The organism is Clostridium sp. AF20-7 (genome assembly GCF_003479275.1).
Taxonomy (GTDB): domain Bacteria; phylum Bacillota; class Clostridia; order Lachnospirales; family Lachnospiraceae; genus Otoolea; species Otoolea fessa.
This window is the reverse complement of sequence record NZ_QUGF01000005.1, coordinates 243,449-268,300: the sequence shown is the minus strand read 5'-3', so window position 1 is coordinate 268,300 and position 24,852 is coordinate 243,449. Positions and strand designations below refer to the sequence as shown.

Genomic DNA, 24,852 nt, shown 5'->3' with positions numbered 1-24,852 from the left:
ACTACGAATATTAGGAGGACAGGATGCGCGAGATCAGCAAAGAAGAGTTTAAAAAGAGTATTATCGAAAATGTAAAGAACCAGTACCGCAGAACGATCGACGAGGCGACACCGCAGCAGATATTCCAGGCTGTGTCCTATGCGATCAAGGATGTGATTATCGACGACTGGATTGCAACTCAGAAGCAGTTTGACGAGACAGGCGCAAAGAAGGTATATTACCTTTCTATGGAGTTTCTGATGGGACGTGCGCTTGGTAACAATATCATCAACCTGGGTGCGAAAAAAGCAGTGAAGGAAGCACTGGAAGAGCTGGGTTTTGACCTCAATGCGATTGAGGATCAGGAGCCGGATCCGGCACTTGGAAACGGCGGTCTGGGGCGTCTGGCAGCATGTTTTCTGGATTCCCTGGCAACGCTTGGTTATCCGGCTTACGGCTGCGGCATCCGTTACCATTATGGTATGTTCAAGCAGAAAATTAAAGACGGCTACCAGGTGGAGGTGCCGGATGAGTGGCTGAAAAACGGTTATCCGTTCGAGCTTCGCCGCCCGGAGTATGCGACCGAGGTTAAATTTGGCGGTTATGTCAAGACCGAGTGGGACGGTGGGCGCAACCATTTTGTACAGGAAGGTTATCAGTCTGTTCTGGCAGTTCCGTATGATATGCCGATTGTCGGCTACGGCAACAACGTAGTCAACACCCTGCGTATCTGGGATGCACAGCCGATCGACACGTTCAGCCTTTCTGCATTTGACAAGGGTGATTACCAGAAGGCGGTCGAGCAGGAGAATCTGGCGAAGAACCTGGTTGAGGTCCTTTATCCGAACGACAACCACTATGCGGGTAAAGAGCTGCGTCTTAAACAGCAGTATTTCTTCATTTCTGCCAGCTTACAGGTTGCTCTGAAGAAATTCAAAGAGACAAACGATGATATTCACAAACTGCCGGAGAAGATCGTATTCCAGATGAACGATACGCATCCGACCGTGGCAGTTGCTGAGCTGATGCGCCTGCTCCTGGATCAGGAAGGCTTAAATTGGGATGAGGCGTGGGGTATCACAACAAAATGTTGTGCATACACCAACCACACTATCATGGCAGAGGCGCTGGAAAAATGGCCGATCGAGCTGTTCTCCCGCCTGCTTCCGCGTGTATACCAGATTGTGGAAGAGATCAACCGTCGTTTCCTGATCGAGGTACAGAATAAGTACCCGGATAACTATGAGAAAGTTAAAAAGATGGCGATCATCTTTGACGGTCAGGTCAAGATGGCGCATCTGGCCATCGTAGCCGGATATTCCGTCAACGGTGTGGCAAAACTTCACACCGAGATTCTGAAAAATCAGGAGCTGAAAGATTTCTACGAGATGATGCCGGAGAAATTTAACAATAAGACAAACGGTATCACCCAGCGTCGTTTCCTGCTGCATGGCAACCCGCTTCTGGCAGACTGGATCACGGAGCAGATTGGCGACGAGTGGATTACCGATCTTCCGCACCTGGCAAAATTAAAAGTATACGTCGATGATCCGAAATTCCAGCAGGAATTTATGAACATCAAGTACCAGAATAAACTGCGCCTGGCAAAATACATCAAGGAGCACAACGGCATCGACATTGATCCGCGTTCCATTTTCGATGTACAGGTAAAACGTCTCCATGAGTACAAGAGACAGCTTTTAAATATCCTTCATGTAATGTACCTGTATAACCAGCTCAAAGACAATCCAAACATGGATATGGTTCCGAGAACCTTTATCTTTGGTGCGAAAGCAGCGGCAGGTTACCAGATTGCCAAGAAGACGATCAAACTGATTAACTCCGTAGCAGATGTTATCAACAATGATAAATCCATCAATGGTAAGCTGAAAGTTGTGTTTATCGAAGATTACCGCGTTTCCAACGCAGAATTGATTTTTGCGGCAGCGGATGTCAGCGAGCAGATTTCCACCGCCAGCAAGGAGGCGTCCGGTACCGGCAACATGAAGTTCATGCTGAACGGTGCGCTGACGCTGGGCACGATGGATGGTGCGAACGTGGAGATCGTCGAGGAGGTAGGCAAGGAGAACGCATTTATCTTCGGTCTGAGCGCTGACGAGGTTATCAATTATGAGAACAACGGCGGTTACAATCCGGAGGAGATCTTCAACACCGACCAGGATATCCGCCGCGTGCTGATGCAGCTCATCAACGGCTACTATTCACCGCAGGATCCGGAGCTGTTCCGCGATATTTACAATTCTCTGTTAAATACAAAGAACAGTGCCAAGGCAGATACCTACTTCATCCTGAAAGATTTCCGTTCCTATGCGGAAGCACAGAAACGCGTCGAGGCAGCTTACCGTGACGAGAACTGGTGGGCGAGAGCAGCCATGCTCAACACAGCAAGCGCTGGTAAATTCTCTTCTGACCGTACCATCGAGGAGTATGTGCGCGACATCTGGCATCTGGAGAAGATCCATGTGGACGATGATGATGTAAAGGCACTGTAAAAGGAGTAAAAAGAGGGAGGACACACTATGAGAGGATACAGAAAAAGACCGGGGACACAAGGATTTTCGGTTCCTCTTGTGGGTGCTTCCCTCTTTTTTATCATTTCGCTGTTATTGTTTGCTTCTTATAAAAACAGCGCCTATCAGCAGGCGAAAAAGGAAATCTATTCGCTTTATACGGCGAACCGGGCGTTTGATCTGGATGAGGTGTATCAGGACGGTCTGGCGGCGATCTACGCGAAAGAGTATGGAAAGACGGCAACCGAGGCTGGATGCGAGGCGCTGGAGCAGACGGGGCTTCCGTATGTTCTTTTATTATCGCAGTTTTCCGCACCGGTGGAACGCGTGTATGTGACGAACTGTCAGCTGAGCGAGACGGGGCGGGAGAAGAAGGCGCGGACGTATGACTACACGGTTTCGGTGCGTTTCTGCCTGGAAAAAGGCGATGAGGTGCTGGCACCGGAGAAGACGATGGACTTTCATGGAACTGTGGTGATGAAGAAAAAGGGATGGTTCCGCTGGCTGCTGGATGGTGTGACGCTGGGGGAGTAAAAGAATGATAGAGGGGAAACTGGAAGAGACTGCAAAGGGCGGCGGAGGAGAAGCCGGAGCGTAGACTTGTGATATTTTTTGAGTGCCTGTCATAAGATAAGGAAGGCAGAGAAAAGAAGCAGGTTTGTAAGGCATTGAAACCATAAGTTTACTGGTATGGCAAAACAGAAAATGCGTGAAACCGTACTGGAACAGTCAAAACAGGAGAACCGAAATGAAGAAGAGAACTGCCGCCGTACTGGCGGCTTTTTTGATCCCATATATCACAACACTGGCAGTTTCCGGGCGTGTGCAGGGGGCGGATGGAGGAAAAATCGGAGGAAATTCAGATAGAACATCTGGATGGGGAAGTCAGACGGATGATCGGCAGATCCTTCTGGATCGGGAGGATGTCGGCCGCAACAACGGAACCGGGTATGCTGTCCCACTGGAAGAATATCTGATCGGTCTGACTGCAGTGCAGATTCCGGACGGCTATCCGAAGGAGGCAGTCAAGGCGCAGGCAATTCTGGCGCGGACGGCGCTGTACCGGGAGATGGACGGGGCAGATTCGATCGAGGAATCGGCGTTAGATATGGATTATCTGGAGCCGGAGCAGATCGAGAGCCGGTTTGAGGCGGCTGGAATGCCGGAATATTACCAGACGATCTGTGGGGCGGTGCGGGAGAGCGCAGGACAGACGGCGATCTGGGCTGGGGATTATATTGAGCCGCTGTTTCATGCAGTGAGCGCGGGGCGGACGCGCGAAGGGGATGAGGCGCATCCGTATCTGGCGTCGGTTGCGGCAAAGGAGGATGAGGGCGCTGGCGGCTACCTGACGCGGCAGGGCATGACACGGGAAGAACTGAAAAAACGTCTGGAAGAAGGACTGAATGCATTGGGAGAACACCCGGATCTGGAAAATCTGGAAGAAGATCGGATTCTGGAGGAGATTCAGATCGTGAAACGGGACAGCGCCGGTTATGTGGAAACAGTGCAGATTGGGGCGGAGACGTACAGCGGGGACGCGGTGCGCTATGCGTTAGGCGTGCCGTCGCCAGCTTTTTCCCTCGAGGAAGACGGGGACGAAATCTGCTGTGTTACTTATGGGCGCGGGCATGGTTACGGGTTGTCGCAGTACGGGGCGGGACTCATGGCGGAGAATGGGAGTAGCGCGGAAGAAATTTTAAAGCATTATTTTAAAAATATTCAAATCGTTTCTGAATAAAACGATTCACTTCGGCAAGACTAATACCGAGGTGATAAACGTGAAAAATAAAGTAAGACAGTTATTCAGGGACAAACTTGTTCTGGTAATGACAGTGCTTGGTCTGCTGACAATCGTAGCCGCAGCAGGAACCGTAAAAATTCGAAAAGATAATGCGCAGGATGGAAGAAATCCGTATCTGGATGTGCCGCAGACGGAGGGAATCCTGGCGGAAGAGATGCCGCAGAACCGTTTAGAAGAAAACGACGGACAGGCGGAAACACGCGCACAGGTGGCAGGAAGTTCGGATGCCTCGTATTCGGTCAATAACCGGGATGAAGCCGATCAGAAGCCGATGGAGGAGGAAAAAGAGAGCAGTCTGGGAGCCGGAGCAGCTGCCGCACGCGCACTTTCCTACAATGGAACCGATCGCTTAAGCTGGCCGGTCCAGGGCAATGTAATTCTCGATTACAGCATGGATTCGACCATCTATTTTCCGACGCTCGATCAATACAAATGCAATCCGGCGCTCATTATCCAGGGCGATGTGAGTGAACCGGTCGCCGCACCCGCCGAGGCGCAGGTAACCGAAGTCGGTTCTAATGAGGAGATCGGCAATTATGTTGTGCTGGATCTGGGAAGCGGCTACACGGCGGTCTGTGGACAGCTCAAGGACGTTCAGGTGGCGCAGAAGCAGTATGTGGCAAAAGATACGACGCTCGGATATGTGGCAGAGCCGACCAAATACTATTCGATTGAGGGAAATAACGTATATTTCGAGCTGATGCACGACGGAGAACCGGTGGATGCACTGGATTATCTGGAATGATAGGCTGAAATGCTGTTTTTAATGTGCCTTGCAGGCTGGCTCTGGCTGTGGCGGAAATTGGAAATGAAGGGATAAGGTTGTGTTTTGTGACAGGTGGTTTTGAAACAGAAAGCTGCTGTATGAAAACATGAAGACAGGGAATTTTGTTGACTTGATACTGTTTGCGGGTAGGCACTTTTGGAACCGAAAGTGCCGTAAGAAAACGTGGTGGCAGCAGGAATTTGCCGTATTTGAATGCGAAGCCACGGCAAATTCCGTTACTGTTCACGCATGCGTGAACAGTAACTTGACTTGAAGCAAGGCGGGCAGCTAATTTGCTCTGCCTTGTTTTTCTGCCAATATTTGATATACTATAGGTAAAGTACGAATATTTTCAAAGACCAAAGGCTGTCAATGTAGGTTATAAATAAAAGTTACGTAACTGTTCAGTACCTTCACAGTCACGCGCAAAAATCCATTAAAAATTGCCTACGGCAATGGGATTTTTTCCTGCTGGTTCATGTTTTCGTACGGTCAGCGCAGTAAATGCGCAGACCTACTGAACAGTTACAAAGTTACTATAAATTGAACGATTTAATAAGGAGGACAAAGATGGAACAGGAATTGTTGAAGAATAATTTTGAACGTCACGGATTTAAAACGAGTTTCTTTGATACAAAGGAGGCTGCGTTGGACTATCTGAAAGATCAGATTTCCGGGAAAAAAGTTGCGATAGGCGGAAGCGTGACGGCACAGGAGATGGGACTTTATGAAGCACTTTCCGAGAAAAATGAGGTGATCTGGCACTGGAAAAAGGCAGGGCGCGAGACGCTTATGGAAGCGAGAAGTGCCGAGGTGTACATAACCAGCGCCAATGGTGTTTCCAAAACCGGAGAACTGGTCAATATCGATGGAACCGGAAACCGCGTGTCGCAGACCTTATTCGGACCGGAAAAAGTATATTTTGTCATTGGAAACAATAAAGTCTGTCCGGATTTGACATCTGCGATGGAACGTGCAAAACAGATCGCAGCACCGAAGAACGCAGCCCGTCTGCAGGTCCAGACCCCGTGTGCGAAAACGGGCGTTTGCGTAGACTGCAACAGCCCGGCACGGATTTGCCATTCGATCGTGATCCTGGAGCGTCCGAGCAATGGGATGGAAGTAGAGGTTGTGTTTGTGGATGAGGAGATGGGTTATTAGGAGCGGAATATAGTTACTGGTCACGGGTATGAACAGTACCGATTATAGAAAAATTTGATGGAAAAATAAGGATTTCTTTATATCTTTTTTGGACGGATTTGGTATAATCAAGAAGAACGAAGGCAGATTTGAACGAAAATATACAAAATCTACAGATACGTATGGGGTACGTATGGGGAAAGATGAAAGGAGAACAGGTAAACCATGAATATATTATTTTTTCTGACACCGAAAAGTGAAGTCATTTATGTGAATGAGGAGGACACGGTTGGGCAGGCAATGGATACGATGGAAAAGTACAAGTATTCTGCGGTGCCGATCATCACGAAGGCAGGGCGTTACGCAGGAACATTAACCGAGGGCGATCTGCTGTGGGGACTCAAAAATAAGACAGATCTGGTGCAGAAAGGACTGGAAAAAGTGCGGATCACTGAGATTCCACGCCGTTCCGATAATCAGCCGGTACTTGTCAATGCGGATATGGAAGATCTTCTGGGAAAGATCATGAACCAGAATTTCGTGCCGGTGCTGGATGATCAGAAAAATTTTATCGGTATTATTACCAGAAAAGATGTTATCAGTTACCTTTGTAAAAAATAGTACATAATGATCGCTCTGTTTTTCAGCGGCGATCGCATTTATATATTTCCTGCATAAGATAAAGTATAACTGCTTTTGTAGGAGAATGAAATATGAATGGTTATCAGGATAACTCCAGCCGGAAAAATGCCTGCCGTTCGGGAATGCCTCTTATGTCATGCCCGGTGGCAGGCATTTCTGGCAATCGCTGCATAAATACCGCACCGCCAACCTGTTCGCCGGAAATACCTTGTGCTGGTTCGGTGCATCCTGTTTCGGAAAATGGGGCATTTTGCCCGCAGGGGTCAGAAATCCGACCTGCCCGCCCGTATCCGCAGACAGGAGGAAACAGGCCGCCGCAGACATTTCTGGGAGGCGGAAATTATCCGGTCGGCATGGGATATGTACCGATTCAGTCCTGGCAGCAGCCGTATGCGCTGGAAACCGCATTCAGGCGGGGAACTATTTTTCCGGATCTGGATCTGCCGTTTATGATGGGAGGTGCCTGCTGATGAATGAGACTGCCAGAAAATTGATGAAACGGATTGATGATGCCAGCTTTGCAATGGATGATGTGATTCTCTATCTGGACACCCACCCGGATGACAGGAATGCGCTGAATTATTACCGGTATGTGGTGGCACTTCGGAAAGAAGCTGTTAAAGCGTATGAGGCATCGTTTGGACCGCTCACGATCGAGGATGCGGACGATGTATGCACATGGTCTTGGCTTACAGAGCGCTGGCCGTGGGAAGGGGAGGTGTAGCGTATGTGGAGATATGAAAAAAGATTACAATATCCAGTCAATATCAAGACGCCGAATCCGAAGATCGCGCAATATATAATGAGCCAGTATGGCGGCCCTGACGGCGAAATCGGAGCCTCTATGCGCTACCTGTCCCAGCGGTATACGATGCCTTATAAGATGCAGAAAGGACTTCTGACCGACATCGGAACCGAGGAACTCGCCCATATGGAGATGATTGCCGCCATTGTCCAGCAGCTCACGCGCAACCTTACTCCGGCACAGATCGAGTCATCCGGGTTCGGACCATACTATATCGACCACACCACGGCAATCTGGCCGCAGGCAGCAGGCGGAATCCCGTTCAATGCGTGCGAGTTCCAGTCGAAGGGCGATGCGATCACGGATTTATATGAGGATATGGCAGCAGAGCAGAAAGCCCGCACAACCTACGACAATATTCTCCGCGTGGTCAAAGATCCGGAAGTATGCGATCCGATCCGTTTTCTGCGCGAGCGCGAGATTGTACATTTTCAGCGGTTTGGTGAAGCTTTAAGAAATGTACAGGATCACCTGAGCAGTCGTAATTTCTATACGTTTAACCCAGAGTTTGATAAAGTGAAAGCGAAGGGATAAAACAAAAACCTCCGTAAACAATGTCAAATTCATTCTTTACGGAGGTTTTCAAACCAGCACCGAGTGCGGATAAATCCGAACCCTCAACCTCCGCCAGTGTGATGGTCTTAGAACTGTTCTTACAGTTAAAAGTAAGGAATTATCTTGTCCTCATAAAGATACACCGCATTTACAAAACTGTCAATCAGTCTTTGCCGCTGTTCCCGCTTTGTCACATCAAATTTACGGAAGCGGTAAATGAAAAATGCTATCTGTTCTCTTGTAAGCAGGGGCTTGTGCATTTCCTCCTGCAAAATGCTGACTTCAAGCTGCCTTTTGGTTTCCTCCAACTCGTCCAGTCTTTGCTTGGTGGACGGAGTAAAAATCCCTGCTTGAATGGAGTTGAGCATATTGTTAATACCTTTTTCCGTTTCTGCAAGCTACTTTTTCAAAAGAGGCAGATCGGTGCTTTCTTTCTTCTGCAACTCCATCAGCGTATCAATCAGTCGTTCCATGACTTCATCATTCATAATTGCTTTCATACAGTAATTGAGCGTACATATAAATTAGAGGAGACCGAGGCAGTGATGCAGAAACAGATCCGGGTGGCAAACCATCGGATCGCAGATTTGGAAAAGCAGATGGAGGGATAAGGTATGCAGATTAAAGATTATGTAAAGCCGGAATTACTTGTGGTAGCAGTAGTGCTGTACTTTATTGGGATGTGGCTGAAGCAGAGTGAGACAGTGAAAGACAAATACATCCCACTCATTAATGGGCTGATTGGCGTTGCGATTTGTGCCATCTATGTGTTCGCCACCTGTGCTTGCGGCAGTGGTCAGGATATCGCGCTGGCAGTTTTCACGGCACTTACACAGGGCGTCCTTGTGGCGGGATTGTCTACGTATGTAAACCAGATTTTTAAGCAGTCAGGAAAAGAAGAGTAGAAGAAGGTGATCCGACTATCTCCCGCGGCAGTTCGGGGCATGGCTGCCGTTGCGGCATCGCAACAATAGGGGAAAATCGACGAAAGCCGATAGTAGGAATAAAAACCCCCAAGGAGTCGCGATCCTTGGGGGTTTTGTCGTTGCCTGTGATGGACAACTACTATCTCTTAGCCTATCGGCATTATAGTATATGCGAAAATTCTTTGCAAGATACCCCCGGAAAACAAAATGTCATATTTTTCATATCATAAAGAAAAGAGGACAAATCTATGAGAGATATCACATTATGTCATCCACGTCTCCAGCGCATTGCGTCCGCCTGGATCAAAGCCTGTGCGACCGAGGGTATCACAGTAGCCATCGGAGAGACACTGCGGACGGTGGCGGAGCAGGACGCTCTGTACGCGCAAGGACGTACCAAGCCTGGCAACATTGTAACCAATGCCAAAGGCAGTAGCTATAGCAGTCAGCATCAGTGGGGGATTGCCTTTGATTTTTATCTTAAGATGGATGTGGACGGCGATGGCAGCATGTCAGACGATGCCTACAATGACAGCACAGGTATGTTTAAAAAGGCCGCAGAGCTGGCAAAAGCTTTAGGACTTGCCTGGGGCGGAGACTGGCGTAGCATCGTAGACAAGCCACATCTTTATCTGCCGGACTGGGGCAGCGCCACCAACATTCTTAAACAGCGTTACGGCACCTTTGAGGCGTTTAAAAAGACCTGGCCTAAAATGGATGTAGCGCCAGTCAAAGCCGACAGCGATGCCGGAGCGGCGGATCTCAAGGACATCAAGAGCGGCGCACACGGCTTGAGCGTCACTGCATCCTCGCTCATCATCCGGACAGCTCCGGCAGGTGCTGACTCTGGCAAGCGATACAGTAAGGATCAGCAGGTGCAGCCGATCCGGAAGTGTTTTGTCAGCGGAGCACCGTGGATCCAGACCGCGGACGGCTGGGTGTCTGGCAAGTATCTTACTGGCTGGGTGTGCCAGGACGGGCGCTGGTGGTATCTGCTGAGTGGGTACACCTACCGGCACGATGCAGTCTGCCAGATTGACGGGCAGGCGTATGCGTTTGATTCGGATGGCTGGATGATTACCGCAGATCGGATAGCAGAGGACGGACATATACGATAAAATATGATGAAAAACACAATATAAGCGCATAATAAGGGGCTGTCATTCCTTGAAAATAAAGGGAAAACAGCCCTTTTTTCGTGTGATATTTCGTGTGATATTTGCCCAGAAAAAGGGGTTCTTTATACTGAAATATGCTTTCGTGGTAGATGCTCCAAAAACACCAGAAACCCTTGTAAATAAAGGAAAAATCCAGCATTTACAAGGGTTTCCGCATCCATCAAAAAAAGCAGATAACGGGAATCGAACCCGCCTTTCCAGCTTGGGAAGCTAGCGTTCTACCGATGAACCATATCTGCAAATATATATTAAGTATACTGTTTTTTCTGAAAAAGTCAAGAAATTTATCTTGCCAAAAAGGGAGGAAAGTTACTGTACACGGGTAGGCACTTTTGGGATCGAAAGAGACAAATATATTCAAAACGCCCACAAAATGCCCTCTTAACACAATTTATATTTCAAAAACTCGCAGAAGGTGTTATAATAATTCGGTATGGATTAGGGCGCGGTTTTCAGGCACCCTTTTTCCGTCATAGGAAAGTGTTAAGGCACATTTTTTATTTTGTATATAAAATAGAGATTTTCTGTATCGGTATGGCGGATAAGCAGAAAATAACGGAGGAAACTATGGATATAATCATTATCGGATGCGGCAAGGTTGGTACGACGCTGGCGGAGCAGCTTGTCCGGGAGGATCACAATGTGGTGATGATCGATACGTCTGCGGAGCGAATGCAGCGGGTGTCAGATGATATTGATGCGATCAAGCTGGTGGGAAATGGTGCCAGCATTTCCATGCAGATCGAGGCAGGTGTGCAGACGGCGGACATGCTGATTGCCGTGACAGGGTCGGATGAGATGAACCTTCTCTGCTGCCTGATTGCGAGAAAAGTGGGACATTGCCACACGATTGCGCGTGTGCGGAATCCGATTTACAGCAACGAGCTTACCTTTATCAAGCAGCAGCTGGGAATTTCCATGATTATCAACCCGGAATATGCGGCGGCGACGGAGATTTCGAGAATTCTGCGCTTCCCGTCAGCGATCAAGATCGATCCATTTGCCAAGGGAAAGGTAGAGCTTCTGAAATTTAAGGTAAAACCGGAGTTTAAGCTGGACGGGCTTTCGGTCATGGATATTGATAGCCAATTCCGCTGCGATGTCCTGATCGGCGGTGTTGAGCGCGGCGATGAGGTGGCGATCCCGGATGGTAAATTTGTGATCAAAAACGGGGATATGGTGTCGATTATCGCCTCCCCGGCAAATTCGGCAGAATTTTTCCGCAAGATCGGCATTCAGACAAACCAGGTCAGAAATACGTTGATTGTCGGAGGCGGTACGATTGCTTATTATCTGGCAAAACTTTTGGCGGCGATGAAGATCCGGGTTAAAATTGTGGAGAAGGATAAAGCGCGCTGCGAGGTTCTGACAGAACTTCTGGACGATGCGTTGATCCTCAACGGCGACGGAACGGATCGGCAGCTTCTTCTGGAAGAGGGGCTGATGACGGCGGAGGCATTTGTCACTCTGACGAATATGGATGAGGAAAATGTATTCCTTGCGCTGTATGCGAAGGAAAATTCCAGCGCGAAGCTGGTGACGAAGGTTAACCGGATCGCCTTTGACGAGCTGATCAGCAAGCTGGATCTGGGAAGTCTGATTTATCCGAAATACATTACGGCGGACTACATTTTACAGTATGTGCGCGCGATGCAGAATACCATCGGTAGCAATGTGGAGACGTTGTACCATATTCTCGACAGCCGGGCGGAAGCGCTGGAGTTTGTGATCCGCGAGGAGTCGGAAGTGACGGGCATTCCGCTGATGAATCTGAATCTCAAGAACAACCTGCTGATCGGATGCATTAACCGCGGCGGTAATATCAAGATCGCGCGTGGACAGGACTGCATCCAGCAGGGCGATACAGTGATCGTCCTGACGAGTCAGAAAGGTCTGCGGGATATCCGCGACATCCTGAGAAAGTAGGCGGCATAGATGAATTATTCGATTGTATTTTATATCATAGGCTGGATCCTGAATTTTGAGGCGGCTTTTATGGTGCTTCCGACGGCAGTGGCGCTGATTTACCGTGAGTCGGAGGTATGGTGTTTTCTGGCAACGATGGCAGTATGCCTGATGGTTGGTATGCTTCTGGTACGCCGGAAACCGAAAAATCAGATCTTTTATGTGGCGGAGAGCTTTGTGGCGGTTTCTCTAAGCTGGGTTTTACTCAGTGTGATGGGAGCAGTGCCGTTTGTATTAAGCGGCTATATTCCAAATCCGATCGATGCCTTGTTTGAGACGGTATCGGGCTTTACGACGACCGGTGCAAGTATTCTGAGCAATGTGGAGCAGCTGCCGAAATGCTTATTATTCTGGCGGAGTTTTACGCACTGGATCGGCGGTATGGGCGTTCTGGTATTCCTTCTGAGTGTCCTGCCGATGGTGGGCGGTTCCCATATGAATTTGATGAAGGCGGAGAGCCCAGGACCGATCGTGAGCCGTCTCGTTCCGAAGGTTCAGATGACGGCGAAGCTGTTATACCAGATTTATCTGGGAATGACGATTCTTGAGGCTGTGATTCTGATTCTTGGGAAAATGCCGATTTTCGACGCGATCACGATCACGGTCGGAACAGCAGGTACGGGTGGTTTTGCAATCCGGAATGATAGTCTGGCGAGCTACACGGCATTTCAGAAAAATGTCGTGACGGTGTTTATGATTCTGTTCGGAGTGAACTTTAACTTTTACTTCTTTCTGCTGATGCGGAAGATGGGACAGGCCTTTAAAATGCAGGAGGTCCGGGCATATTTTCTAATCATTGCATCGGCGATTGGCATCATTACAGTCAATACGGTAGCACTCTGCGGCAATGCACTGCAGGCATTCCAGGATGCGGCATTCCAGGTCGGTTCGATTATCACGACGACCGGTTATGCCACGGTGGATTTTGATAAATGGCCGCAGCTTTCAAGAACGATTATGGTACTTTTGATGTTTATCGGCGCCTGCGCGGGCAGTACCGGAGGCGGTATCAAGGTGTCGCGTGTTTTGATTCTGCTTAAATCGGTAAAAAAGGAACTGAAACAGTACCTGCACCCGAGTGCAGTGGAGAAGATCAAAATGGATGGAAAGATCGTGGAGCATGAGGTTGTGCGCTCGACGAATGTGTTTATGGTTGCGTATGTGCTCATTTTTACGGTATCTGTTCTGCTGATTTCTCTGGATGAATACGATCTGGTGACGAATTTTACGGCGGTTACGGCTACGTTTAATAATATCGGACCGGGTCTGGCGCTGGTCGGACCGACCGGAAACTTTGGATTTTTCAGTAATTTCTCAAAAGTGGTTCTGATTTTTGATATGCTGGCAGGACGTCTGGAGATTTTCCCGGTACTTCTGCTGTTTTCAAGGGAAACCTGGAAGCGGTTCTAGGGAAGGAGAATGCGGATGGATATACTGTTCTTTTTGACGGGATGTCTGGGACTGGCAGAGACAATTGATTTGTTCTGCGGCAAAGATTTCCTGATTTTTATATCGGATTCGATCGATCCGAAGAAATATAACCTGAAAAAGGTGTATGCGGTTGAAAAATGGCTGTTTGCGATTGATACGCTGTCGCTGTTTGGCATGGCGTTTCATCTGGGCGGCGGTACGGGCGATCTGGTGCTGGCGGCAGTTGTGCTGGTGACACTGTTCGCACATGTGTATGTGTTTAAGAGCCGGAACTTCCGGGTGTAAGTAGATAAAAGTGGGCGTGATGTGTCTGGCATGCGCCCATTTTTGCTGCCATGATGCAGAGAAAATGGCTGGTGGCTTGTTTTGGGACAGATGCTTGAAACGGCTGACAGTGTGGCTTCCGGGGAAGTGGGACACACTTTGCGTTGACAGGCATATGATATAGTATCAATGAAAAATGAAAAGGAGATTATCATATGTGTTGGTCTTGGGGTAATGGTTGTGGACACTGCGGAGGATGCGGCGGCTGCGGAAACAATGGATGGGGCTGGAATAGCTGTGGAAATAATGGAAGAAATTCCTATCGGAGAGGTTTCAACGATGGTTATGCCATCGGCTACCGGGATGGCTACGATGCAGGAAGAGACAGCCAGTCTGGCTGCGGCTGCAGTAATAATGGCGGCTGTGGCTGCGGAAATTAGAGATGGAGATTCAGCTTGCATGGGGTGTGAACTGAGAGGAAGAAAGCCGGGCGGTGAGAGCTGCCCGGCTTTCTTCCCTTCATTATTAAGAACTCTAAGAATACGCTAAAAATCGGGGCAACAGGATTTGAACCTGCGACCTCTCGGCCCCCAGCCGAGCGCGCTACCAAGCTACGCCATACCCCGAAAATAAATCATAGCTGTACTTTGCCAAATGTTCAGCTGACATATACCGCCATTTGTTGAAATATTATATGCATGATACCAGGGTCAAAAGGTCAGAAGTTCGACGCAAGCTTGCTTGCAGGAGAATTTTTGACCTTGGGACCCGCCAAAAACATGAGTAAGTAGCCATTTTTCAAAGAAAAATGAGCGAATTGCGAATGTTTTTGAGAATTGCGGGAGCACGCAGTGCAGAGCAATTCGGTATCAGAGGGGTCAAAAGCTTTTGCCCCCAACATCATATGCATATCATTATATCAAAATTACATCAAAAATCAACTATGACTTCTAAATTTTCGCTGCCGGATGTTTGTTTTTTGATGTAATTTTGATGGTTGAGTGGAATTTTATGAATCAATGGAATGGATCAATAGAATGAATATTTTCCAAATATTGACTCCAAATTTGAAAAATGGTATGATGAAAACGTGGATAATTAAAAGAAAAGGTCATAGCAGAGTCTTCGGCTGTGACCTTTTGTAGTAACCAACCCCAAGGAGAACATCATGATAAGTTTTGACCTCGACATGACCCTCTTAGACCACCGGACGGATCAGATCACACCGAGTGCGCTGGAGGCGATTGAAAAGCTACGCCCGAAGTACAAGATTGTGCTGGCAACGGGGCGCGATATGGATAATTATTACAGTACATCGTACCGGGACATCGTCCGTCCGGATGCGATTGTACATATGAACGGGACGAAGATCACAGTGGGAGATAAGCTGCTGTTTGAGCACATCTTTGATCCGGAACTCCTGCGCCGGGTGCTGAGTTTCTGCGATGAAAAGGGCTTCGGAATCGGCATGACGGTGGGGGATGAAGATTACTATATCCATCCGGAGATCATTGCGGCTAATGATATTCGCTTCTGGGGAAGCTGCGGGCGGCAGTTCCAGAATCCGTGGAAGATGCTCACGATGCCGGTCCGGACACTGGCGTTTGTCGGCAGCCGTGAACAGGTGAAGGAGATGGAACGGGAATTTCCGACCCTGAAATTGCCGATGTTTGCGAGCGGACATGGCGCGGATGTGGTCGAGAAAGGCAATTCCAAGGCGGACGGACTCCGCAGGCTGGCGGTGTATTTTGGAGAAAAAGAAGATCTCTCCGATACAGTGGCATTTGGCGACAGCATGAATGATATTGAGGTTGTGCAGGAAGCCGGCATCGGCGTGGCGATGGGAAATGCAGTGGATGCGCTTAAAAAAGTAGCCGATTACGTGACGGCACCGATCGGGGAAGATGGAATTTATAAAGCGTGCGAACACCTTCATTTATTTTAAAGAAGTTATTTTCCTATTTTACCTGTTCCCATTTTCCTATATAAATGATATAATAGCTACCAAACGGTTATTGTCCACAGGTGAGTTTCTTTGAGTAGAAATTCCATGCAGTACAATAACAAGAAATGACTTAAAAGGCGCGTGCCTGCAAGCTTTGACTAAAAGGATGAACTGCGGCTGCAGAAATCGGCAGTGCGGCAGGGAACCGGACACGCACCGGGAAAAAAGAGAGGATGTAACAGATGGAACATTTAATTACTCCGGCTGGTTATAAACCGGTATTGGATTTGAGAGAAACACAGGTTGCTATCAAGGAAATCAAGGACTTTTTTCAGAGAGAACTGGCAAAACAGCTCAATCTGACCCGTGTGTCCGCACCGCTTTTTGTACTGCCGGAATCTGGTCTGAACGATAACTTAAACGGCGTAGAGCGCCCGGTGTCCTTTGGAATTCTGGAGCAGAAAGATCGGAAGGCTGAGATTGTACATTCTCTCGCCAAATGGAAACGTCAGGCATTAAAAGAGTACGGATTTCAGGAAGGTGAAGGCCTTTACACCGACATGAGCGCGATCCGTCGTGATGAGGATACAGACAACATCCATTCCATTTATGTGGATCAGTGGGACTGGGAGAAGATCATCAGTAAAAAAGATCGTACCCGTGAGACACTGGAATCCATTGTCCGTTCGGTTTACAAGGCACTGAAAGTGACCGAGGACTATATGGCATATGAGTATGAGTACATTGGACGTTATCTTCCGGAAAATATCACATTTGTGACGACCCAGGAGCTGGAAGATATGTATCCGGATTGCACACCGAAGGAGCGCGAGTACAAGATTGCGAAGCTGCATGGTGCGGTATTTATTGAGCAGATTGGTGACAAGATGAAATCCGGTGAGAAGCACGATGGTCGTGCTCCGGACTATGATGACTGGAAATTAAACGGCGATATTCTGGTATATTATCCAGTTCTGGATATCGGACTGGAGCTTTCTTCCATGGGTATCCGTGTTGATGAGGATTCCCTGAAAGAGCAGCTGGTAAAGGCGGGATGTGAGGAACGCGCGGAGCTGCCATTCCAGAAAGCAGTTCTGGAGGGAGAGCTTCCGTATACAGTCGGCGGCGGTATCGGTCAGTCCCGTATCTGTATGTTCTTCCTGCGGAAAGCACATATCGGAGAGGTGCAGGCGTCGATCTGGCCGGACGGTGTGCGCGCAGAGGCAGAGGCTCACAACATTCATCTGCTGTAAAAATAAAATTGATGAAAAGCTGCCCGGGAAAGTGATTTTCTGCGGCAGTTTTTTGTGTAATAAGAAATTCATTAGAATTCCCTATTACACAAAAAGGCACATTCTTTTTATGTAATGGGAAGCCCATAGAATGAGAGGATAGGATATTTATATGGCGGATCATATCTATGATTTAATTATTATCGGTGCGGGACCGGCGGGATATACGGCAGCGCTGCGTGCGGCAGCGATGGGGATGGATGCAGTCCTGATCGAGAAAAAAGCGCTGGGCGGCTCATGCGTCAATACCGGCTGTATTCCTGCCAAGGCGCTTCTGCAGGCGACGGCAGTCTACCGGGATATGCTGAAAGCATTCCGGTTTGGCATCGTGGCGGAGAAGGTCAGTTTTGACTGGCGGCAGATGCAGATTTATAAAAATGAGTCCGTGGAATCATTCCGCTCAATGATTCAGGGAATGTTAGAAAAAGCGGAGGTGGAGATGATTCACGGCGATGCGCGCCTGCATGCGGATAATGTGGTGCGTGTGACGACCTCCAAAGGCGCATTGACGCTGAAAGGAAAAAATGTGATTCTGGCAACTGGTTCCAGCCCTGTGATTCCGGATATCCCGGGAATTGATCTGCCGCAGGTTATGACAAGCCGTGATATTCTGCGGATGGATGACTGGAATTTTGACTGTCTGACGGTCATCGGCGGCGGTGTCATCGGTGTGGAGATCGCGACGATCTTCGCGGCGCTCGGTTCCCGCGTGACGCTTTTGGAGCAGGCAAACCGTCTGCTGGAGTCGATGGATCCGATGATTTCCGAGCAGATGGAAGCAAATCTGCGTTCTAAGGGTATTGAAGTCCACTGCAATGTACAGGTCATGGAGATCAAGGATCGCGGCAACGACACGGTGTCGGTCAATTACCGTTGTGAGCGCGGCTGGAAGGAAAGCCCGGCGGACCGCGTGCTGGTGGCAGTCGGCAGACGCCCGAATATGTCGAAGGTTCTGGCGGACGATTGTCAGGTACAGCTGGAAAATGGGCGTCCGCTCATTAAGGGAACCTACCGCACGACGCAGGAAAATGTCTATGCGATCGGCGATACCGTGGCGCGGAAACGTCTTGCCCATGTGGCAGCGTCCCATGCGGCTTATCTGGTCGAAAACCTGGCGGGACGCGGACACCGGATGCAGCTTTCGGTCGTGCCGAACGGTATGTATGTCGTGCTTCCGGTTGTGCCGACCTGTATTTATACGGAGCCGGAGATTGCGGCGGTTGGATTTACGGAAAATGACGCCCGCCTTTATAATATGAAGATCAAGTGCGGTGTGGCATATATGACGGAAAATGGAAAAGCGCTTCTGGCGAGAAACAGCCGCGGTTTTGTGCGCCTGATTTTTGAGGCGTATACCAACACGCTGATCGGGGCGCAGATCATGTGTGCGCGTGCGACGGACATGATCGGAGAGATGGCAACGGCGATCGCCAACGGTCTTACGGCATATCAGCTCTCGACGGCGATGCGCGCGCATCCGACGTACAGTGAGGCGATCACGGAGGCGATCAAAGATGCGTTGAAAAATGGATAATAGAGAAACAACAGGAGGCAGAAAAATGGGACGTGAGGTTCGGGCGAGAATTGAACAGCTTCGCGAGAAGATGGCGGAGCGTGGAATGGACGCATATCTGATTCCGACATCGGATTTCCATGGCTCGGAATACGTGAGCGGGTATTTCAAATGCCGGAAATATATGACAGGCTTTACCGGTTCGGCGGGAACGGCGGTCATTACGATGGAGGACGCAGGTCTCTGGACGGATGGTAGATATTTTGTGCAGGCGGCAGCAGAGCTTTCCGGCAGCGGGGTGGAACTTTACCGCTCCGGTCAGGAGGGCGTGCCGACGACGCTGGAATTTTTGAAAAAACATATGCCGGAACAGGGTGTTCTGGGTTTTGACGGCAGAGTGGTCGATACGGCCGAGGGCGAGCGCATCGCGAAAGCACTGTCCGGGAAAAAGGTACGCATTTCGGAGGGTGAGGATCTGGTTGGAAGCATCTGGGACGACCGCCCGGCGCTTCCGATGAACCCGGTCTGGATTCTGGAAGAGAAGTATGCGGGAAAACCGGCGGAGGAGAAGATTGCAGATCTGCGCGGGGAGATGAAAAAGCGTCAGGCGACGGTGCATCTGCTGACGAGTCTTGATGATATCGCGTGGCTTTTAAATATCCGGGGCGATGATATTGTACATACGCCGGTTGTATTGTCCTACTTGATTGTGACAAAACAGGAATTATTCCTCTTTATTCATGAGAAGACGCTGAACGAGGAAGTACGTGCCTATCTGCATGGACTGGGCGTTCGGATCATGCCATATGAGGCGGTATACCAGATTGCATCCGCATTCCGCTATGAGCGAGTTTTATTGGAAAAGTCGAAGATCAATTACCGTCTGTTCCGGTGCCTGGATGCGAGCGTGAAAGTGATCGAGGCGATGAATCCGACGGCAGCGGCAAAAGCAGTCAAAAATCCAGTGGAACAGGAAAATATGCGCCGTGTGCATGTGCAGGACGGTCTGGTATTGACCCGTTTCCTGCGCTGGGTGAAGGAACATGCAGGCGAAAAAGGACTGGACGAGTGGACCGCAGGGGAATATCTGGATAAGCTGCGCCTGGAACAAAAAAACTGCCTGGATATGAGCTTTACGACGATCTCTGCGTGGGGACCGAACGCGGCGATGTGCCATTATACGGCGTCTGAGACAGAGAAGAGTAGTGTACCGAAGAAGGGGCTGTATCTGGTCGATTCCGGCGGACAGTATTATGAGGGAACGACGGATGTGACGCGTACCATCGCGGTCGGACCGATCACGCAGGAAGAAAAACGCTGCTGTACGCTGGTGGCGTGCTCGATGCTGCGTCTGCTGGATGCGAAGTTTATGTATGGCTGCCGCGGTATCAACCTGGACTATATTGCGCGCGAACTCCTGTGGAGAAACGGCCTGGATTTCAACCATGGAACAGGGCATGGTGTCGGCTATCTGGGCTGTGTGCATGAGCGCCCGAATTCCATCCGATGGAGGCTGCTCACATCGCCCGCTGAAAATGCGGTTCTGGAGGAAGGCATGGTTACCTCTGATGAGCCGGGGCTTTATCTGGAAGGAAAATTTGGCATCCGGACGGAGAATCTGATGCTCTGTGTGAAAGATGTGAAGAATGAATTTGGTCAGTTCATGAAATTTGAAAATCTGACCTGGGTTCCGATTGATCTGGACACGATCGATGTATCGCTGATGGAAGCGCGCGACCGCGAGCTTTTGAACGCGTACCACAAGGGCGTGTTTAAGAAGCTGTCTCCGTATATGACGGAGGAAGAGAAAGCATGGCTGACAGAGGCGACGCGAGCGATTTAGAGGAGGAGAACAAGGAAGATACGGCAGTAAAACATTAAAAAGCGGTTAAAAACCGGCATAGATAAAAGATGCCGGATATAAACTGTAAATGACCATGTAAAATAAATGTGAGGCTGCGTGTATGCGCTATCATTTGTTCGACCGTGTTCGAATCTGTGAGACAACTGGAATGCAGGACGGCTATCTGCGGATCGATGTGGTAAACCGTGAAAACAATTTCCCGATTGAGGGAGCAGAGGTTTCGGTCAGCTATGGCAATTCAGGACAGACGCAGGAAGTGCTTAGAACCAATTTATCCGGGCAGACAGAGGAGATTGCGGTAGCAGCGCCTCCTGTGTCGCTTTCACTGGAAGAACAGAACCGGGAAAAGCCGTATGCGGATTATACGGTGGAAGTGAGGGCAGAGGGCTATGAGTCGGTGAAGGTAAAGGGAACGGAGGTGCTGGCGGGCGTGCTGGCAGTCCAGCCGATCCGGATGATTCCGCTTCCAGCTCAGACCGGAGCGGAGGAGAATATCCAGATTCCGGACCATACCTTATATGGTTCCTATCCGCCCAAGATTGCCGAGGATGAGGTAAAACCAGCGCAGGAGAGCGGAGAGATCGTGCTGAGCCGCGTGGTGGTGCCCCAGACGATCGTCGTGCATGACGGTGCACCGACGAATGCGTCCGCAAAAGATTACTATGTGGCATACCGGGATTATATCAAGAACGTGGCATCGAGCGAGATTTATGCGACCTGGCCGCGCAGCACAATCGTCGCTAATGTGCTGGCGATCATGTCGTTTACGTTGAACCGGGTGTATACGGAGTGGTATCGGAACCAGGGCTACGATTTTACGATTACATCCTCAACGGCATTCGATCACAAATGGATTTACGGGCGCGATATTTTTGAGCCGATCTCAGAGGTGGTGGATGACATTTTTGACAACTATCTGTCCCGCCCCGGTGTGCGGCAGCCGATTCTGACACAGTACTGCGACGGGCGGCGGGTGTCCTGCCCGGGCTGGATGACCCAGTGGGGTTCCTGCAGTCTGGGAGAACAGGGATACAGCGCGATCGAGATATTGCGGCGCTTCTATGGAAATAGTATTTACATCAACACTGCGGAACAGATATCAGGAATCCCGATCTCCTATCCGGGGGAACCGCTTAAGGTGGGTTCCAGCGGCGATAAGGTGCGGCAGCTGCAGCAGCAGCTTGATGCGGTGGCAACTGTGTATACAGCGATCCCGCGGGTCACACCGGACGGGATCTACGGTTCGGGGACGGAGGCATCCGTGCGGGCGTTCCAGTCGGTGTTTGGACTTCCGCAGACGGGCGTGGTCGATTTTGCTACCTGGTACAAGATTTCTCATATCTATGTGGGGATCTCGCGGATTGCGGAGCTGAATTGAGTTGGAAATGGGATTTGCGGGAGAAGAATAACGAAAAGACATATGAATTCCTATAGGTGAAATATCTGTGAGCAGGATGCATACAGGAAACAGAGACAAAGAACATAAGAGGGGGTGGATTGGATGAAAGATACCAGACGGGAAGAGGGAGTCAGACAAACCGGGGGGACTGGTCGGGCAAATGCGATCACAGAGGGAGTGATCTGGAAACAGCTTCTGCTATTTTTCTTCCCTATTTTATTTGGAACTTTTTTTCAGCAGCTCTATAATACGGCAGATGCGGTGGTAGTAGGCCGTTTTGTCGGAAAGGAAGCGCTGGCGGCGGTCGGCGGAAGCACATCGATGCTTACGAACCTGCTGGTTGGCTTTTTTGTAGGACTTTCTTCGGGTGCGACAGTTATCATCGCCCAGTTTTACGGGGCGGGACGCGGTCAGCGGGTCAGCGAGGCAGTCCACACGGCGATTGCCTTTTCGCTGCTGTGCGGTATCCTCATGACGGTTGGCGGACTCCTTTTTTCTGACACGGCGCTTCGCCTGATGGGGACGCCGGAGGATATCATGGACAATGCAAGCGGGTATCTGCACATTTATTTTGTCGGAATCACGGCGAACCTCTTATATAATATGGGGGCCGGAATCCTGCGGGCGATCGGTGATTCCAAAAGACCGTTCTATTTCCTTGTGATCAGCTGTTTTACAAACATTGCGCTCGATCTGTTGTTTGTAGTAGGACTTCGGATGGGCGTGCGTGGTGCGGCGGTGGCGACGATCCTTTCTCAGGTGGTCAGCGCGTGTCTGGTATTGGGAACGCTGATGCGTGCGGATGGCTCGTACCGGTTTGAGATCCGGAAAACGCGGATCACACCGGTGATTCTGGTGCGGATCATCCGGATTGGGTTTCCGGCTGGACTCCAGTCGGTTATGTATTCCTTTTCCAACCTCGTGATCCAGAGCAGCGTCAATGCACTGGGAACAGACACGGTGGCGGCGTGGGCTGCATATGGAAAGATCGACAGCACTTACTGGATGATCATTAATGCGCTTGGGATCTCCATCACGACCTTTGTCGGACAAAATTACGGCGCGGGGCGGCTGGACCGTGTGAAACGCAGCGTGTACGTCTGCCTGGGAATTTCCTGTATTATCACGGTGGGGCTGAGCACGATCCTGTATCTGACGGGCGGCTATATTTATCTGTTGTTCACAACGGATGCGGAGGTAATCGCGATCGGCATGAAGATTCTTCACTTCCTGGTGCCGGCATTTGTGACATACCTCTGTATTGAGATTTATTCCGGCGCACTGCGCGGTGTGGGAGACTGCTGGATTCCGATGATTATGACGGCGCTGGGCGTGTGCGTCCTGCGGGTTGTCTGGATCCTGATCGCTGTTCCGATCCGCCCGGATATCCTGACAGTGGTATTCAGCTATCCGCTGACCTGGACGATCACAACGGTTCTCTTTAATATTTATTATTATTTTTTCAGTGCGCTGAAAAAATGGAATGTGCCGCTTCCGTGGAAGAAAAAGAGGCGGGAGCTTCATAACCTGTAAATAGTTATGCATGGTTTCGAAAATGATTGACAAAACGGGGTGGTACTGGATTTTTTTCAGAAAGTGTGATATTCTTATGTTACAAAAGATAGGTGACAGTGTTTCTTCCTGGATGGATGCCGCGCAAGCGGCAGATAAAACGGAGATTCGAAACAGAGGGCAGAGGCACTTGCCGCTGGTCAGAAAGAGAGGCAGAATTATGGGCTATGAACCAATGAATGAGTCCTGGCAGATGGCGGGGGAACGCCATGAGACACTGGGACAGTATGTGGCGAAGACATATTTATGGATGTTTGCAGGGCTTCTTGTGACATTTGGCATCGCATTAGCCGGATACGTGACGGGAGCGATTTTGTATGTATTTCAGGTTCCGTATGCGACCCTCGCATTGACGGGACTGGAGCTTTTGACGGTGATCTGGCTGAGTGCCCGGATTCACAAGTTATCGGTGGGAGCGGCGAGAGGGCTGTTTCTATTCTATGCAGCTTTAAACGGCGTCGTTTTCTCGATGTATTTCCTGATCTTCGGTGTTGTGGAGATGGTGTTTGTATTTGCAGCGACCGCGCTGTTCTTCGGAATGATGGCGGGTGTCAGCCTGATCTTCAAGCTGGACTTGAGCGGAATCCGTCCACTGCTTGTTGGCGGACTGCTGTTTCTGATTCTCTTTGGTCTGCTTTCAATGTTTTTAAATCTAGGCAGCTTTGAGACAGTGCTCTGCTATGCCGGTATCGTGGTATTCTTAGGCTTTACCGCTTATGATACAACCAAGATCCGGGATAATTACCAGATTTTCTCTGCGGATCCGGAGCTGCTTCAGAAAGCATCGGTATTCTCAGCGCTGCAGCTGTATCTCGATTTTATCAACCTGTTTCTGTACATTATCCGCCTGATGAACCGGAATCGGAAATAGGAAAAAATCTTTCAGGAGAACAGAGGTTCCTTTGCAGGAATAAAGAAAAGTGGAATTTTTCGGAAAACTGAATATGCAAAAATGAAATGCCGGAACGGGGGAAAGCTTTGTTCCGGCATTATTGTGTTTTTCTGCTTGAAAATCCTGTTTTTGGCATGGACGGCTTCATTCTTTTAGCAGAAAGGGAAGCATTCTGTAATAAATTTGACAGATTTTATTTAAAGTTTCTCTATTGAAGTGGATGGGGAGTATCTGTTAAACTAGGTTATAATAGGAAATGTTCTGCTGTTGGTTACACAGTGTGTGGATGAACCATATTTGTTTCGCATATGCCCCCGCCGGATCAGGCGGGGAAATGTATATAAATGGTGAACAGACAACAGGTATAAAAGGATAATCAAGGAGGTTTT

At 49.5% G+C, this 24,852-nt stretch carries 23 protein-coding genes and 2 tRNA genes; 23 read left to right on the top strand and 2 right to left on the bottom strand.

Annotated features, from left to right (window positions below; all coding sequences use genetic code 11):
* The first annotated feature begins 23 nt into the window (after positions 1–23).
* The 12 genes from DWX68_RS07095 to DWX68_RS07040 all read left to right on the top strand — a co-directional run bounded on the left by DWX68_RS07095 (position 24) and on the right by DWX68_RS07040 (position 10,266).
* Positions 24–2,492: a glycogen/starch/alpha-glucan phosphorylase gene (locus DWX68_RS07095; protein ID WP_117795199.1), complete on the top strand. Its 2,469-nt coding sequence runs from the start codon at positions 24–26 to the stop codon at positions 2,490–2,492.
* Positions 2,493–2,519: 27 nt separating this feature from the next.
* Positions 2,520–3,044, top strand: a complete 525-nt coding sequence (locus DWX68_RS07090; protein WP_118628899.1) for a hypothetical protein — start codon at positions 2,520–2,522, stop codon at positions 3,042–3,044.
* Between the two features lie 214 nt (positions 3,045–3,258).
* The gene (locus tag DWX68_RS07085; RefSeq protein WP_118628898.1) at positions 3,259–4,251 is read left to right on the top strand and encodes a SpoIID/LytB domain-containing protein; all 993 of its coding nucleotides are present in this window, start codon (positions 3,259–3,261) and stop codon (positions 4,249–4,251) included.
* 40 nt (positions 4,252–4,291) lie between these two features.
* On the top strand, positions 4,292–5,059 hold the full coding sequence (locus DWX68_RS07080) for a M23 family metallopeptidase (RefSeq protein WP_118491203.1): 768 nt from the start codon (positions 4,292–4,294) through the stop codon (positions 5,057–5,059).
* 591 nt (positions 5,060–5,650) lie between these two features.
* Complete coding sequence (locus DWX68_RS07075) at positions 5,651–6,241, top strand: lactate utilization protein (RefSeq protein ID WP_118467519.1); 591 nt, start codon at positions 5,651–5,653, stop codon at positions 6,239–6,241.
* A 204-nt stretch (positions 6,242–6,445) separates the two neighbouring features.
* Positions 6,446–6,841 carry a CBS domain-containing protein gene (locus DWX68_RS07070; protein ID WP_022360124.1) on the top strand — a complete coding sequence of 132 codons (396 nt, stop codon included), beginning with the start codon at positions 6,446–6,448 and terminating at the stop codon, positions 6,839–6,841.
* 92 nt (positions 6,842–6,933) lie between these two features.
* Positions 6,934–7,332, top strand: coding sequence for a spore coat associated protein CotJA (locus DWX68_RS07065; protein WP_243027600.1), 399 nt, complete (start codon positions 6,934–6,936; stop codon positions 7,330–7,332).
* Positions 7,332–7,586: a spore coat protein CotJB gene (locus tag DWX68_RS07060; RefSeq protein WP_118628897.1), complete on the top strand. Its 255-nt coding sequence runs from the start codon at positions 7,332–7,334 to the stop codon at positions 7,584–7,586. The genes DWX68_RS07065 and DWX68_RS07060 overlap by 1 nt, the downstream gene beginning before the upstream one ends.
* 3 nt (positions 7,587–7,589) lie before the next feature.
* Positions 7,590–8,201 (top strand): manganese catalase family protein, encoded by a 612-nt coding sequence (locus DWX68_RS07055; RefSeq protein ID WP_117795208.1) that lies wholly within the window; start codon positions 7,590–7,592, stop codon positions 8,199–8,201.
* 20 nt (positions 8,202–8,221) lie between these two features.
* Positions 8,222–8,833, top strand: coding sequence for a hypothetical protein (locus DWX68_RS14645; protein ID WP_181986206.1), 612 nt, complete (start codon positions 8,222–8,224; stop codon positions 8,831–8,833).
* Between the two features lie 3 nt (positions 8,834–8,836).
* On the top strand, positions 8,837–9,127 hold the full coding sequence (locus DWX68_RS07045) for a phage holin family protein (RefSeq protein ID WP_022359091.1): 291 nt from the start codon (positions 8,837–8,839) through the stop codon (positions 9,125–9,127).
* 269 nt (positions 9,128–9,396) lie between these two features.
* The gene (locus tag DWX68_RS07040) at positions 9,397–10,266 is read left to right on the top strand and encodes a M15 family metallopeptidase (protein ID WP_118628896.1); all 870 of its coding nucleotides are present in this window, start codon (positions 9,397–9,399) and stop codon (positions 10,264–10,266) included.
* Positions 10,267–10,494: 228 nt separating this feature from the next.
* Here the strand turns inward: DWX68_RS07040 and DWX68_RS07035 are convergent.
* Positions 10,495–10,565, bottom strand: a tRNA-Gly gene (locus DWX68_RS07035).
* Between the two features lie 328 nt (positions 10,566–10,893).
* Here DWX68_RS07035 and trkA point away from each other — a divergent pair.
* The 4 genes from trkA to DWX68_RS07015 all read left to right on the top strand — a co-directional run bounded on the left by trkA (position 10,894) and on the right by DWX68_RS07015 (position 14,426).
* On the top strand, positions 10,894–12,252 hold the full coding sequence (gene trkA, locus DWX68_RS07030; protein WP_118472912.1) for a Trk system potassium transporter TrkA: 1,359 nt from the start codon (positions 10,894–10,896) through the stop codon (positions 12,250–12,252).
* Between the two features lie 9 nt (positions 12,253–12,261).
* Entirely contained in the window at positions 12,262–13,701 is a 1,440-nt protein-coding gene (locus DWX68_RS07025; protein ID WP_118628895.1) for a TrkH family potassium uptake protein, read from the top strand.
* Between the two features lie 15 nt (positions 13,702–13,716).
* Complete coding sequence (locus tag DWX68_RS07020; RefSeq protein ID WP_022359095.1) at positions 13,717–14,007, top strand: hypothetical protein; 291 nt, start codon at positions 13,717–13,719, stop codon at positions 14,005–14,007.
* 194 nt (positions 14,008–14,201) lie between these two features.
* Positions 14,202–14,426 carry a hypothetical protein gene (locus DWX68_RS07015; RefSeq protein ID WP_022359096.1) on the top strand — a complete coding sequence of 75 codons (225 nt, stop codon included), beginning with the start codon at positions 14,202–14,204 and terminating at the stop codon, positions 14,424–14,426.
* A gap of 112 nt (positions 14,427–14,538) precedes the next feature.
* Here the strand turns inward: DWX68_RS07015 and DWX68_RS07010 are convergent.
* Positions 14,539–14,612, bottom strand: a tRNA-Pro gene (locus tag DWX68_RS07010).
* Between the two features lie 542 nt (positions 14,613–15,154).
* Here DWX68_RS07010 and DWX68_RS07005 point away from each other — a divergent pair.
* The 7 genes from DWX68_RS07005 (at position 15,155) to DWX68_RS06975 (ending at position 24,442) form a co-directional block, all read left to right on the top strand.
* Entirely contained in the window at positions 15,155–15,931 is a 777-nt protein-coding gene (locus DWX68_RS07005) for an HAD family hydrolase (protein ID WP_118293745.1), read from the top strand.
* A gap of 242 nt (positions 15,932–16,173) precedes the next feature.
* Positions 16,174–17,184, top strand: coding sequence for an aspartate--ammonia ligase (gene asnA / locus DWX68_RS07000; RefSeq protein WP_022360200.1), 1,011 nt, complete (start codon positions 16,174–16,176; stop codon positions 17,182–17,184).
* A gap of 151 nt (positions 17,185–17,335) precedes the next feature.
* On the top strand, positions 17,336–18,757 hold the full coding sequence (gene lpdA / locus DWX68_RS06995; RefSeq protein WP_117795214.1) for a dihydrolipoyl dehydrogenase: 1,422 nt from the start codon (positions 17,336–17,338) through the stop codon (positions 18,755–18,757).
* A 25-nt stretch (positions 18,758–18,782) separates the two neighbouring features.
* Positions 18,783–20,579 carry an aminopeptidase P family N-terminal domain-containing protein gene (locus DWX68_RS06990; protein ID WP_118628893.1) on the top strand — a complete coding sequence of 599 codons (1,797 nt, stop codon included), beginning with the start codon at positions 18,783–18,785 and terminating at the stop codon, positions 20,577–20,579.
* 121 nt (positions 20,580–20,700) lie between these two features.
* On the top strand, positions 20,701–21,978 hold the full coding sequence (locus tag DWX68_RS06985; RefSeq protein ID WP_118628892.1) for a peptidoglycan-binding protein: 1,278 nt from the start codon (positions 20,701–20,703) through the stop codon (positions 21,976–21,978).
* 123 nt (positions 21,979–22,101) lie between these two features.
* Positions 22,102–23,532, top strand: a complete 1,431-nt coding sequence (locus tag DWX68_RS06980) for an MATE family efflux transporter (protein WP_118628891.1) — start codon at positions 22,102–22,104, stop codon at positions 23,530–23,532.
* Positions 23,533–23,731: 199 nt separating this feature from the next.
* A complete protein-coding gene (locus DWX68_RS06975; protein ID WP_107000382.1) occupies positions 23,732–24,442 on the top strand; it encodes a Bax inhibitor-1/YccA family protein in 711 nt (236 codons plus the stop codon).
* The last annotated feature ends 410 nt before the right edge of the window (positions 24,443–24,852 follow it).